The sequence below is a fragment of the Gemmatimonadota bacterium genome (genome assembly GCA_026705765.1).
In the GTDB taxonomy this organism is placed as follows: domain Bacteria; phylum Latescibacterota; class UBA2968; order UBA2968; family UBA2968; genus VXRD01.
The window spans coordinates 1-12,473 of record JAPPAB010000157.1 but is presented as its reverse complement, the minus strand read 5'-3'; the positions used below and the strand labels follow the sequence as shown (position 1 = coordinate 12,473).

Sequence of the window (12,473 nt, the reverse complement as noted above, 5' to 3'; positions counted from 1 at the left end):
GCCATGGCCTCGTTGATTTCACCCGCTTGAATCTGGCGCTGGCCCAGGGCAAACAGCGTATTTCGGACGACCTTGTCTTGTTGAGGTGCTTCATCTTCTTCGGCAAAAAGAGGCAGCGCAATGCAAGAAGCACAGCAGATAACCATCCAGAACCGCAATCCAATTTTCATGGTGTTCTCCCGATTGATCAAGTTGTAAAACTACTCACACCGTCGCCTGTAGCTCGTTCAAATAACTCAGCGTATCGCGGATACTCGCCTCTGTCGTCTCCGACGCACCCTTCTCCACACACAGCGGGCCAGCGTAATCTGCCGCGTCTAAAATTTCCAAACACGTCTTCAAATCATACCCCATCGCTTTCCCATCCCGCTCCCACGCCTGCACCCCATCATCGCTATAATTAAACACCTTCACATGACACGAAAACGCGCGCGGTGCCAGCACGCGCATCCCCGCCTCCCAATCGCCATCGGGAAAATTTGCCGTATCTGGACAGGTGCCAAACCAATCGGAATCCACCCCATCCAGAATCCGCTGCAAATTCTCAGACGAAGACGACACACCCCCGTGATTCTCCACCAGCAACTTCACCCCCGCCTGCTCGCCCACAGCCACCAACTCCCGGTACCCCTCAATCACCCGACTCATCGCCCCATCGTCATCCGCGTGCCCCGTATTAATCCGTATCGCCTCGGAACCCACAGCCGACGCCGTGTAAAACCACTGCTTCAACGCCTCCAGATCCGTGCGCCGCACAGCCTCATCAGCACCTGCAATATTGCCCATATCCACCGCGATATTGCGCACCGAAAGTCCATTGTCTGCCAACCGATTCCGAAGCTCATTCAAATACCTCGCATCCTGAGACGCAAAAAACCGCGAACACAACTCCACCGTCTCCACGCCATGCGCGGCACACACCTCGGGAAACTCGAGCAAAGTCAGCGACTCCTCCCGCAAAATTTCACCACTGAGCACCCATCCGGCAATACCGACTTCGAGATCCATAGTCATTTCTCCTTTCAATGAATCTACCGATAAATTTGACCTGCACACCTATATTTACCATGTTATATCACACGCCCCCATAACACAAGGAGGTTTTGCGTGGAATCCGTTATCGGCATCATCTTAGGCGGCGGCGCGGGATCGCGCCTCTATCCCCTGACCAAATACCGCTCCAAACCCGCCGTCCCCATCGGCGGCAAATATCGCCTCATAGACATACCCATCAGCAACTGCCTGCACTCGGGTCTCACACGCATCTACGCACTCACCCAATTCAACTCCGCCTCTCTCAACCGCCACATCGCCCAAACCTATCGCTTCGACGCCTTTTCAAACGGCTTTGTCGAAATCCTCGCCGCCGAACAGACCGAAGACCGCCTCGACTGGTATCAGGGCACAGCCGACGCAGTTCGCCAGCACCTCCACCACTTCCTATCCTACCATATAGACCAGTACCTAATCCTCTCTGGCGACCACCTCTACCGCATGAACTACCGCGACTTCATCGCCGAACACCGCGAAAAAGGCGCAGATCTCACCATCGCCGTCAAACCCGTCACCCGAGAAATCGCGCCCGACCTCGGCATCCTCAAAGTAGATGACACCGGACGCATCATCGACTTCGTAGAAAAACCGCAAACCGACGCCGAACTGGACGACCTCAAACTCGATCCTGCACCCGGCAGCAACCCCGACGAAGCGTACATGGCCTCCATGGGCATCTACGTCTTTGAAAAAGACAGACTGAGAACGCTCCTCGCGGAAAACAGCGGCGATGACTTTGGCAAACACATCATCCCCGCCGCCATTCACAGCCACAACGTCTATGCCCACCGATTTGAGGGATACTGGGAAGACATCGGCACCATCCGCGCCTTCTACGAAGCCAACCTCGCACTCACAACCCCGGCACCCCCCTTCACCTTTTATCAACCCGGTGCCCCCATCTACACCCACCCGCGCTACCTCGCCGCGACCAAACTGGATGGATGCCACCTAAAACAATGCAAAATCGGCGACGGCTCCGACATACAAGACGCAGAAATAGAACACGCCGTCATCGGCATACGCAGCATCGTTGGTCCCCGCGTCAAACTCACCAACACCGTCATGATGGGCGCCGACTTTTACGAAACCCCCGAAGACAAAAAACGCAACAAACAAAAAGGCATCCCAAACGTAGGCATCGGTCCAGGATGCGTAATCGACAGCGCAATCATCGACAAAAACGCGCGCATAGGGGAAAACGTCACCATCCAAAACGCAAAAAACATCCGCGAAGCAGAACGCGACGCCTACGCCATCCGCGACGGCATCGTCGTCATCACCAAAGACGCCATCATTCCGTCGGGTACCGTGATTTAAGAAGTTAGAACACCCCATTGTAGCGTCCCATTTCACAGCCCTCTTTTTCATCTGCGTCTATCTGCGTCATCTGCGGATCACACTGCCTATCACCCGCGCTTTTGTGCAAATAGCCAGTCCCATACACTTTCGGTTTTGTCACATTGATCGCTGGCAAAATGCGTGATAAATCCACGTTGCGGATCGTCGCCAGTGTACGCAAAACCGTAGGCACTGGCATTGTGTCCCACGTCTTTCAATTCCGTGTATTTGGTATTGGCATTCAGCCCTTTCAACTTCCGAAAAGCATCCTGCGTTAAATCCACGGGCACAGTTGCATCGGCATCCCCGTGAAATGTCCAGATGGGAACTTCTACAATGCGGCTGATGTCATTCCACGGTTCGCATCCGCCAGCAGAGGGAATCGCGGCGGCGAAACGATCGGGTTGTGCGCAGATAGCGTTCCATGTACCAAAACCACCCATTGAATGCCCCAGCACATAGATGCGGTCTCGATCAATGGGAAATTCATCGCATATCGCGTCCAGCAGATCAAAGGCTCTACCCAGATCACCGGCTGAGAGATCATCACCCCGATCCAGCAACCGCTTAACGCGCGCCTGCCAGATATCGGACAGCGAATCGATATATTCCTGTGTGACCTCGGGCATAGAATTGGGCACCAGCCAGCGCAGGGGCGTTTGAGGTGCAAGAACAAAACAGGGATATTTGCGGCGGTGTGTTTCATCTGCCAGTGGTGATTCGTTCCAGTGACGCAGGTTTTTGATATTATCCGTACCTTTACCTCCCGCACCGTGCAAGCTAAAGATAAGGGGATACGCTTTATCGGGATGGTCTGCAATGTCAATAGGTCTGAGCAGGCGATAGGGCATGCTGCCATAATTTCGTTCTTCGTAAATATCCATCCAGTTGTTCATAGTGTCTCCTGTGGGAATGATTAACTTTTACACAGATAATGACCCAGGTCTCTCTCAGCCTCTTCCTCTAACAGACCGACCTGCACGGGAATATCCGCGTCTTTAAGAATTTGAATACCGCGCCCTTGATTTTTGGGATGCGGGTCAATGAGTGCGACAAAAACATCTCGGATCTTTCTCCGCACAAGTGCCTGAGCACAAGAAGGCGTGCGCCCGTGAAAAGAACACGGCTCCAGAGTGACAAATGCCGTAACATCTTCCAGTGAACCCGCCACTTGCGCCAGTGCCATCGCCTCTGCGTGAAATTGTCCCGGCGGATTGGTATATCCCCGGGCAATAATTTTTCCCTCTCGCACCAGCACACATCCGACCGGTGGATTGGGCAAACACTCGGGAAGCGCTTTTCTGCCCTCGACGAGCGCGGCGGTCATGAAGTGCTGTAGTTCAGTTTGAGAATATTGAGACATTTGGGTGTGAAGTAAGAATGAATTACAAGCTACTTAAGACCTGTGTAATTAAAAATTTGATTTATCGGCACAAAATACCTTGACTGATTGAAAAGACAAGCTATTTTTGTTTGTAGGTATAATGTGAATGCAACTGGTGGGAGGGGAAAAAAATAAAGGGGTTCAGGTGGTAAGTGAGGAAAAAAATGAAAATTCGGAGGACAAAAGAGAACCTTTTTGGAGTGTAGGGAGAGAGGATAGATTACACTTCTCGTTTGTCTTTTCTCTTATCTTTTTTATTGCGTTAATAAGTTTTTATTTTTATGAGTGTTATGGGTGGGATGATAAAGCCGGTGTTGGTTGGACAAAAGCATTTTTCAATCTACTGAAATCTTTTGTACCTATCGGTCTTTTTGCCTTTACACTGGCATTTCTCTTTTTTGAGGTGAGAGACGCTGTGGCGTATCTAAGAAATAAGTGGCAGAATCGCCAGAAGAAGAGAGAAAAAGAACTATATGACAGATATTATCAAGAGGGATACGAAGCAGGTCGGAAGGCAGGTATTCAGGGGACTGAGGACGAATAAGTGTTTTGCCAATAGAGGAGGTAAGGAATGGGACTTGCAGATTTAATAATAAGAGATACTGAGAGAAGATCCCGTGTCAAAGGACGTGCTGATGGATTTGCGAATGGACAATTTCAGGGTCATGTAGAAGCCTTTGAACAAGAAATTAAAAAACGTCCGGAACTGGCAGATATGATCAATTTGAAGTTAAAAAGAATCAGGGTTATCTTAGGTGTCGCGCAAACCTACCCCGATGGGGTGCCTGAGTCTATTGTACTGCCTATAATTGAGAAAATTCTTAATAGTGATACGACTGATACTGAAACGACTTCCGCTACACACTTGTCGAAAATAATAGAAGGTTTAAAAAATACGGGCTACTTGAGTGATGCTAAGTCGATAGCGGCGGATCAAGACAAAATTTGGTTAAAAATAACCCCTTTAGGCAAAAGATATTTGTATCGTGAAAGCAGCACAGAAAAACCTTTTATGTCTGCAATTAAGGACATTCAAGAGCTTATGAGCATGGATTTTGAAGAAATGTACTACAGCGAGAAACGACGATTGGCTGAGTACTTAGATTCCTTCGATCCCGAATATCGTCCCAACTCGATACAGAAGTTTATAAATTCCGAAAACGGGAAAAAGTTAGAAAAGTGGTTTGCAACTAATAGGCACATAAAAATCAGTGATCGATTTTACGGTGACGATCCAATCATTTTTTGAGCGATATAGAGTGAGTATTTAACACAACAAACCCCCTGCTGATAGAATAGCAGGGGGTTTGTTTTTGTCAGTTGCATAGCCTCTCGGATCTGATCATTCCCCACTATACCCAATACAATACAAATGCGTCGCCGTCCGAATAAAAAGCTGTGACCCGGATGACACGGGCGATGACAGCGTGTACGTCCCATCCAGTTCATTCGTACCCAAAACCTCAAACTTTGGACCCGCGACCAGAACAGTCGTCACAGCGTATTCATTCAGCAAAAACAACTTGCCATCAGCCAGATGGGGTGACGCACTCACAATACCCTGCGTCGTCCGCTCGGGACCCCACACCACAGCACCAGTCTTTGCGTCCAGACACATCGCCCGCCCGCGATCATCAACCATATAAAAATACTTTCCATCACTCGTCGGCGTCGGCACATCCGGCGCAGCAGCCCCCTCCCACTTCCACACCACATTGTCGGAAACATCGCCCGTGCCACCAGCCGCCAGCGCCAGCAAGGGCCGTTGCCGGGTCGGCGCATAAATCATATCCCCAACCACCACAGGAGACGCCACAATCCGATAATTGCCCCTCCGATCGGGATTCAACCCATTGGCACGCCAGACCTCACGTCCCGTATCCGGATCGTGCCCCGTCACACAATCCCCACCCGTAATAACAATCTGCGTCTTGCCATCGCGATTCAAAAGCGTGGGCGTCGTGTACGAATCGGGCGACTCCCGAATAGCATCTGTCGGACGCTCCTTGCGCCAGACCTCCTTCCCACTACTGGCATCCAACGCGAAGACATACGAAGGATCATCCGTACGCATCCCATGAAGCACCTGAAGAATGAGCTTGCCATCGTACAGAATCGGCGAAGACGCATACCCGAAAAGCAGACCAAATCTGCCGTAGTCCTTTTGAATATCGCGCGACCAGACCGCCTTCCCATCCATATCCAGACACGTCACAACCCCATTCCCCGTAATCACCCACACATGCGCCCCATCCGTAACGGGCGACGGTGACGTCTTATTGTGCTTGCGCCGCAGCACATTGCCCTCATCCAGCTTATACCGCCAGAGTTCATTCCCATCTTTCTTCGACAAACACAAAATATAAATCTCCGGTCCCCCCGGTTCCTGCTCCTCTGGCCTTTGTGCAGGCGACGGCGAAGTCAGAAAAATGCGATCACCCCAGATAACGGGCGTACTCCCGCTCCACGAAGGCAACTCGGCCTTCCAGATAATATTCTCTTCCAAACTCCATGACGCGGGCAAATTCTTAGCCGTACTCACCCCATCTTGCTGCGGACCGCGCCACTGCGGCCAATTATCTGCTTGAACGCCCAACGGAACAAGTGCCAGAACACAAACCATACGAACAATATGAATAAACATCGAACCTCCTCCTTAATAGTGTAATTTTCAACTTGTTTTTCACCCAATTTGACAGATATTTCCCCCTGATTGTTCCTGACTCCCTTCAGCATCAAGACAGAAAGGCTCACATGCAACGTCACCCCAACATTCTGCTCTTCATCACCGATCAACAGCGCTCCGATACCATGGCGTGTTACGGCAACGACTGGATCCAGGCACCGAACATGAACGCCCTCGCCAGCGAAAGTTTTGTCTTCGAAAACCCCTATTGCGCGCAACCCGTCTGCACGCCATCGCGCGCCACCCTGATAACCGGACTATATCCACATTCCGCCAGAATGGTCAAAAACAACATCTTGCTCGATCCAGAAATCAAATCCATCGCAGAAATGACATCAGACACCTACCACAAAGCCTACTACGGCAAATGGCACCTGGGCAAAGAAACAACGCGACAACACGGATTTGACGAATGGCTGCCCGTCTTTGAACTGCCCTGGGTCATCGACCATCCGGACACACCGTATCACCAGTTCCTGGTAAAAAACGGAATCGAACCAGACAAAACAACAGAAGCCGGACACCGCGTATTCTCCGGACAACTGCGCGCAGACTTGCCCGAACACCTCTCCATGGTATCCTTTTTATGTGACGAAGCCGCCCGCTTTCTGATGGCAGAACGCGACAAACCCTTTATGCTACAGGTCCACTGCCCCGAACCACACCCCCCTGTCTCCGGACCCATGAAACATATACACGACCCGAACAAAATGCCAGTAGGTCCCGCATTCACGCGCTATCCCAAGGGCGCATCGCTATTTAACAGACTGAGGGCAGAACGCAATACACAACCCGACGCAACCCCCGAAGAACAACATGCCGCAGAAGCAAAACAGCGAAAATTCCGCGCCGAATACTACGGCACCGTCACACTCGTAGATCGGGCACTGGGCAGACTGATGGACGCCCTTGAAAAATCCGGCCACGCCGACAACACCATAGTCGTATTCAGCTCTGACCACGGCGAAATGGCAGGCGACCAGGGCATGCGGGAAAAACGCGCATTCTACGAACCCTCTGCCAAAGTCCCTCTCATGATGCGGATACCCCATCTCGGGCGCGAACACCGAATGATCCCCGGCAACATCGGCCATATCGACCTCGTCCCCACCTTATTAGACCTCATGGGACAACCCATGCCCGAACACCTGCAAGGAACCAGCCGGGTACCTGTCCTCGAAAACAGAGCAACACTCGACGATAACGACGTCTTCATCCAGTGGAACGGACTGGGAGATCGCAGCCTCGGCTCACCGCAGATCAACTTAATCGCCACCCTCCCCTGGCGCGCAATCGTAACAGCCGACCGATGGAAACTCAACCTGTGCGCGGGCGACCAATGCGAATTATTCGACCTGAACAGCGACCCCCATGAACTCACAAACCTGTTCGACGAACCTGTACACAGAGACCGCATACGCAAAATGGCGGCAAAAATCCGCCTCTGGCAACATGAAACGGACGACGACTCGCCATTACCCACAGTTTAACGCTCGGGAGAAATCTCATGAACACAATCAAAACGCGAACCGTTGGCCAAACAGGTCTCGAAGTAACCGAAATGGGCATGGGCGGCGCGCCCATAGGTGATCTATTCGAACTCGTAAGCGAAACACAGGCGCAAAACACATTGCAAGCCGCCTGGGATGCGGGCATTCGGTACTTCGACACCGCCCCCTATTACGGCTATGGCAAAAGCGAGCATCGCCTCGGGCATTTTCTGCGACAACAGAACAGAGAAGAATTTGCCATCTCCACCAAAGTCGGACGTGTATTAAAAGCCACCCGCGACCTCAAAACATTTGACAAAGACATGTGGATCGGCGGCTTGCCCTTTGAATACGCCTTCGACTACAGCTATGACGGCATCATGCGATCTTATGAAGACAGCCTCCAGCGACTGAGCTTGCACGCCGTAGAACTCCTCCTCATACACGACCCCGACTACTTCTTTCACACCTCCGAAGACATGGTAACCGCCACCCTCGCCCAAATCTACACAAGCGGCTGGCGCGCCCTTGACGAACTGCGCTCGAGCGGACAAATCAAAGGCATTGGCGTGGGACTCAACATGCTGGGACTCATTCCCCGATTCTTAGACATGATCAATATCGACTTCTTCATCGTCGCCATGCCCTATACCCTCCTCGACCAGGATCCATTAGACGAAGAATTTCCAAAATGCGCCGAACACGGCGCCGACATCGTCATCGGCTCTGTATTCGCCTCCGGCATCCTCGCCACAGGACCAGTGAAAGGCGCATTATACGCCTACGACACCGCAACCTCAGAAATCCTTGAAAAAACCCGTAAAATAGAAACAATATGCCAGGCGCACAACGTACCACTCCCGGCAGCAGCCATCCAGTTCCCACTCGCACACCCCAGCGTCGCCGCCATCATCCCCGGCGCCCTCAAACCCGAATACATCCATGCAAACATCAAAAACTACCAGCACCCCATACCCTCAGACCTCTGGGCAGAACTAAAATCCGAGGGCCTATTGCGAGAAGACGCACCGACACCGGGATAATAGCTGAATCTTATGGAAAGGACTCTCCCATGCAAACAGTAAAATGGGGCATCATCGGTTGCGGTGACGTATGCGAAGTCAAAAGTGGCCCGGGATTTTACAAAGCGGACCACTCAGAACTCGTCATCGTCATGCGCCGGGATGGTGAAAAAGCCGCGGACTTCGCCAAACGCCACGGCGTACCCCAATCCACCAACAACGCCGACGACGTCATCCACCATCCCGACGTCAACGCCGTGTACATCGCCACACCGCCCTCCACACACTGCGACTACGCCCTGCGCGTTGCCGAAGCGGGCAAACCCTGTTACGTCGAAAAACCCATGGCCATGAACCACAGCGAATGCGTACAAATGGTCGAAGCCTTCAAAGCCAAAAACCTGCTCCTCTTCGTCGCCTATTACCGCCGAGGACTCCCCCGCTTCCTGAAAGTCCGCGAACTCCTCCGCGAAGGTGCCATAGGAACCCTCACATCTGTACACATCGTCCAATACGGCAAACTCGACACAACTCCCAACAACTGGCGATTCGACCCAGCCATCGCCGGCGCGGGCAAATTCCTCGACCTCGCATCACACGGCATCGACATCCTCGACTTCCTCGTCAGCCCCATAACCCGCGCCAGCGGCTACGCGCTCAACATCGGCGGAACGTACGAAGCCGAAGACGTAACAACCGCAGCATTTGAATTTGAAAGCGGCGGCGTGGGAACAGGCATCTGGAACTTCCATGCCGACCACACCGACAACCGCATCACATTCACAGGATCCGAAGGCGAAATCCAAACCCCCGTCTTCGCAGATACCGACATCATCCTCAAACGCAACGGCACAGAAAAACACATCGCCGCGCCCAATCCTCCACATGTCCAACAACCCCTGATACAAACCATCGTCAACGAACTGCGCGGCGAAGGCAAATGCGTATCCACTGGTGAAAGCGGCGCCCGTGCCTCCTGGGTCATGGACCAGTGCCTGATCACCTATTACGGAGAGCGATAGTTACACTTTCAAAAGGAGAACACCGTGAAAACCGTCCGACTACTCAGCATCTCATTTCCCAGAGGTGGGTACAAAAACGTAGAACAAAACGTAGAACACATGGTGCGCCACCTCGAAGAAACAGCCCCTTATTGCCCCGACTTTGTGTGCTTCACCGAAGTCGCCCGAGAACTCGGCTGTCCCCAGGACAGCGATGCCTGGATGGGCGAACCCGTACCCGGTCCCACAACCGAAGCCATCGGCAAAGCAGCCGCGGAAATCGGCACCCATGTCATCGTCGGCATGCAAGAGCGGTGGGAAGACCAGACCTTCAACGCAGCCGTCCTCATCGGTCGGGATGGAAACGTCCTGGGCCGCTACCACAAAGTGCAACCCACCGTCAACGAAATGGAACGCGGCACCCTGCCTGGCACACAGGCCAACACATTCGCCACAGACTGCGGTCGCGTGGGCATGTGCATCTGCTTTGACCTCAAATTCCCCGAAGTCGCCATGATGCTCGCCCGCTCGGGTGCGCGCATGGTCTTCTTCCCCAGCATGTTCAACGGCGGCATGCGACACGCCGCCTGGGCGCGCGACTACGGCGTCTTCCTCGTCGTCAGCCAATCCCAGGAAAGCTCCATCACCGACATGTGCGGCCACCGCCTCGCGTGGCAAGGCTATAGTGAACCCCTTGTGGAACAGGGCAAACTCCCGCCCTTTGCATTTGCCGAAATCAACGCAGACACCAAAGCCTACCACCTCGACTTCAACCAGAACAAACTCGGCGACATCCACAGCACCTATGGCGCAGGCGTCCGCATCCACATCATGCGCCCCGAAGCCACATTCGTACTCGAATCCCTCATGGAAGACATCTCCGTAGAAGACATCGAAGCGGAATTTGAACTCGAAGACCTGTGGACCTATTACGACCGTTCGCGCGCTATGCGCGGCGAACATCTCACAGAACCCGTCGCAATCACTACCTGACAAGGAGGCTACATGCAACTTTTCGACGGCAAAACCCTCAACGGCTGGGCAGCCACCGGCAATCCCGACGGTTGGATCGTAGATCACGGCTGTCTTTTCTGCACCGCAGAACAGGGGAAATACCTGTACTACACAGAAGACCAGTTCAAAAACTTTGAACTCTCGCTCGAATTCAAACATCCCCCCAGAACCAACAGCGGCGTCTTCTTCCGCTGGACCGATCTGGACAACCCCGTGCAAACCGGCATTGAAATCCAAATCCTGGACACACACGGACACGAACCCGCAACCACCAAATGCTGCGGCGCAGTCTATGATCTACAAGCCCCCACGCACAACACCTGCAAACCCGCGGGCGAATGGAATCACATGATCCTCTACACCATGGACAACATCATCCGCGTCACCTTAAACGGCGAGCAAATCACCGACATGGACCTCAACCGCTGGACCACGCCGAACCAGAACCCCGACGGCACGCGCAACAAATTCAACCGCGCATTCCGCGAAATGACCGAACCCGGGTACATCGGCCTTCAAGACCACGGCAACCAGATCTGGTTCCGCAACATAGAAATCGAAAAACTCTAACACATAGCACAAGCAGGCGCGACCAGTCCGGTCGCGCCTAACTTTACCGTGAGATAGATATGAAGCACTACGCGCACATCGCGATTCTTGCATGCCTCTTGCCGTGTACCTGCACGGCCTACGAACTTATCGGCACAGCGACATTATCTGAAACACTCGTCGCACAGCACTACACCATCAACCCCAGGCTCGACGCCGTCATCGTCGTCGATCGCACCACCCCGTCCTTTGAATACCAGACCTTCTACTGCGCGGGTTCTGCAGATGAAGCCGAAGGCGAACAAGGGCGGCTCCACTTCTTAGAGCATATTATGATAGACAGGGGAAGCTATGAACCCGGCGAACTCAACGAGATCATCGCCGACAATGGCGGGCAAAGACACGCCGCGACATATTACCATTTTACGCGCTTTACACTCAGATTTCCAAAAGACAAATTTGATCTCGCCGTCGAGATAGACCGCAACATATATTACGATACAGTAATTGACGAAGAAGTCGTTGAAAAAGAAAAAAAGATCGTACTGACAGAAAGAAGTCAAAGAATGACACAATCAACACGCCGATCTTCGAATTATTTTTATGGTTTGATCTATGGAAAGAAAAATTTTAATGGCCTCGGCTCGGAGGCATTTATTCGACAACTCGAACCCGTTGGCTTGAAAGATTACTACGAAAATTTCCTGCGCGAACAAAAAAGACTCATCGTTGTCATCGGCGATGTGGATATTGACCATGTCCTCACCAAACTCGATGAGGCTTATGGCAATGATATAGCGCCGGTCAAATTGTACGCGCCCCAATTCCCCGACCGCGACGTACTTGGAAGAAGATTAAAACGCTCATCGAACAATCTCAGCCTTACCATATTCAGGAAAGGCTGGTACACCCCCAATTTAGGCAATCGGGACT

13 protein-coding genes are annotated in these 12,473 nt (G+C 52.5%); 9 read left to right on the top strand and 4 right to left on the bottom strand.

The window, feature by feature from the left end:
* Positions 1-204: 204 nt before the first annotated feature.
* On the bottom strand, positions 205-1,008 hold the full coding sequence (locus OXH16_20015; GenBank protein ID MCY3683692.1) for a sugar phosphate isomerase/epimerase: 804 nt from the start codon (positions 1,006-1,008) through the stop codon (positions 205-207).
* Positions 1,009-1,107: 99 nt separating this feature from the next.
* On the opposite strand from OXH16_20015, the gene OXH16_20010 reads away from it, so the two are divergent.
* The gene (locus OXH16_20010; protein ID MCY3683691.1) at positions 1,108-2,373 is read left to right on the top strand and encodes a glucose-1-phosphate adenylyltransferase; all 1,266 of its coding nucleotides are present in this window, start codon (positions 1,108-1,110) and stop codon (positions 2,371-2,373) included.
* Between the two features lie 89 nt (positions 2,374-2,462).
* Here the strand turns inward: OXH16_20010 and OXH16_20005 are convergent, their stop codons facing one another.
* Both OXH16_20005 and OXH16_20000 read right to left on the bottom strand, forming a co-directional pair.
* Positions 2,463-3,290 (bottom strand): alpha/beta fold hydrolase, encoded by an 828-nt coding sequence (locus tag OXH16_20005; GenBank protein MCY3683690.1) that lies wholly within the window; start codon positions 3,288-3,290, stop codon positions 2,463-2,465.
* A gap of 20 nt (positions 3,291-3,310) precedes the next feature.
* A complete protein-coding gene (locus tag OXH16_20000; protein MCY3683689.1) occupies positions 3,311-3,757 on the bottom strand; it encodes a bifunctional diaminohydroxyphosphoribosylaminopyrimidine deaminase/5-amino-6-(5-phosphoribosylamino)uracil reductase RibD in 447 nt (148 codons plus the stop codon).
* A gap of 127 nt (positions 3,758-3,884) precedes the next feature.
* Here OXH16_20000 and OXH16_19995 point away from each other — a divergent pair, with 127 nt between their 5' ends.
* Together OXH16_19995 and OXH16_19990 are read left to right on the top strand one after the other, a co-directional pair.
* A complete protein-coding gene (locus tag OXH16_19995) occupies positions 3,885-4,322 on the top strand; it encodes a hypothetical protein (protein ID MCY3683688.1) in 438 nt (145 codons plus the stop codon).
* A gap of 27 nt (positions 4,323-4,349) precedes the next feature.
* Positions 4,350-5,027, top strand: a complete 678-nt coding sequence (locus OXH16_19990) for a hypothetical protein (protein ID MCY3683687.1) — start codon at positions 4,350-4,352, stop codon at positions 5,025-5,027.
* 93 nt (positions 5,028-5,120) lie between these two features.
* On the opposite strand, the gene OXH16_19985 is transcribed toward OXH16_19990, so the two are convergent.
* The gene (locus OXH16_19985) at positions 5,121-6,422 is read right to left on the bottom strand and encodes a PQQ-like beta-propeller repeat protein (GenBank protein MCY3683686.1); all 1,302 of its coding nucleotides are present in this window, start codon (positions 6,420-6,422) and stop codon (positions 5,121-5,123) included.
* A gap of 110 nt (positions 6,423-6,532) precedes the next feature.
* Between OXH16_19985 and OXH16_19980 the strand changes: the two genes are divergently transcribed.
* The 6 genes from OXH16_19980 to OXH16_19955 all read left to right on the top strand — a co-directional run.
* The gene (locus tag OXH16_19980; GenBank protein ID MCY3683685.1) at positions 6,533-7,954 is read left to right on the top strand and encodes a sulfatase-like hydrolase/transferase; all 1,422 of its coding nucleotides are present in this window, start codon (positions 6,533-6,535) and stop codon (positions 7,952-7,954) included.
* A gap of 17 nt (positions 7,955-7,971) precedes the next feature.
* Positions 7,972-8,997 (top strand): aldo/keto reductase, encoded by a 1,026-nt coding sequence (locus tag OXH16_19975; protein MCY3683684.1) that lies wholly within the window; start codon positions 7,972-7,974, stop codon positions 8,995-8,997.
* Positions 8,998-9,026: 29 nt separating this feature from the next.
* Positions 9,027-9,998 carry a Gfo/Idh/MocA family oxidoreductase gene (locus OXH16_19970; GenBank protein ID MCY3683683.1) on the top strand — a complete coding sequence of 324 codons (972 nt, stop codon included), beginning with the start codon at positions 9,027-9,029 and terminating at the stop codon, positions 9,996-9,998.
* A gap of 24 nt (positions 9,999-10,022) precedes the next feature.
* Positions 10,023-10,970 (top strand): carbon-nitrogen hydrolase family protein, encoded by a 948-nt coding sequence (locus OXH16_19965; protein ID MCY3683682.1) that lies wholly within the window; start codon positions 10,023-10,025, stop codon positions 10,968-10,970.
* Between the two features lie 12 nt (positions 10,971-10,982).
* Positions 10,983-11,561, top strand: coding sequence for a DUF1080 domain-containing protein (locus OXH16_19960; protein MCY3683681.1), 579 nt, complete (start codon positions 10,983-10,985; stop codon positions 11,559-11,561).
* A gap of 59 nt (positions 11,562-11,620) precedes the next feature.
* On the top strand, positions 11,621-12,473 hold an 853-nt coding region (locus OXH16_19955), incomplete at its 3' end, for an insulinase family protein (GenBank protein ID MCY3683680.1).

Coding starts and splice junctions, on each gene's coding strand:
- OXH16_20015 (MCY3683692.1), bottom strand. CDS start 1,008: ATGGATCTCGAAGTCGGTATTGCCGGATGGGTGCTCAGTGGTGAAATT.
- OXH16_20005 (MCY3683690.1), bottom strand. CDS start 3,290: ATGAACAACTGGATGGATATTTACGAAGAACGAAATTATGGCAGCATG.
- OXH16_20000 (MCY3683689.1), bottom strand. CDS start 3,757: ATGTCTCAATATTCTCAAACTGAACTACAGCACTTCATGACCGCCGCG.
- OXH16_19995 (MCY3683688.1), top strand. CDS start 3,885: ATGCAACTGGTGGGAGGGGAAAAAAATAAAGGGGTTCAGGTGGTAAGT.
- OXH16_19990 (MCY3683687.1), top strand. CDS start 4,350: ATGGGACTTGCAGATTTAATAATAAGAGATACTGAGAGAAGATCCCGT.
- OXH16_19985 (MCY3683686.1), bottom strand. CDS start 6,422: ATGTTTATTCATATTGTTCGTATGGTTTGTGTTCTGGCACTTGTTCCG.
- OXH16_19980 (MCY3683685.1), top strand. CDS start 6,533: ATGCAACGTCACCCCAACATTCTGCTCTTCATCACCGATCAACAGCGC.
- OXH16_19975 (MCY3683684.1), top strand. CDS start 7,972: ATGAACACAATCAAAACGCGAACCGTTGGCCAAACAGGTCTCGAAGTA.
- OXH16_19970 (MCY3683683.1), top strand. CDS start 9,027: ATGCAAACAGTAAAATGGGGCATCATCGGTTGCGGTGACGTATGCGAA.
- OXH16_19960 (MCY3683681.1), top strand. CDS start 10,983: ATGCAACTTTTCGACGGCAAAACCCTCAACGGCTGGGCAGCCACCGGC.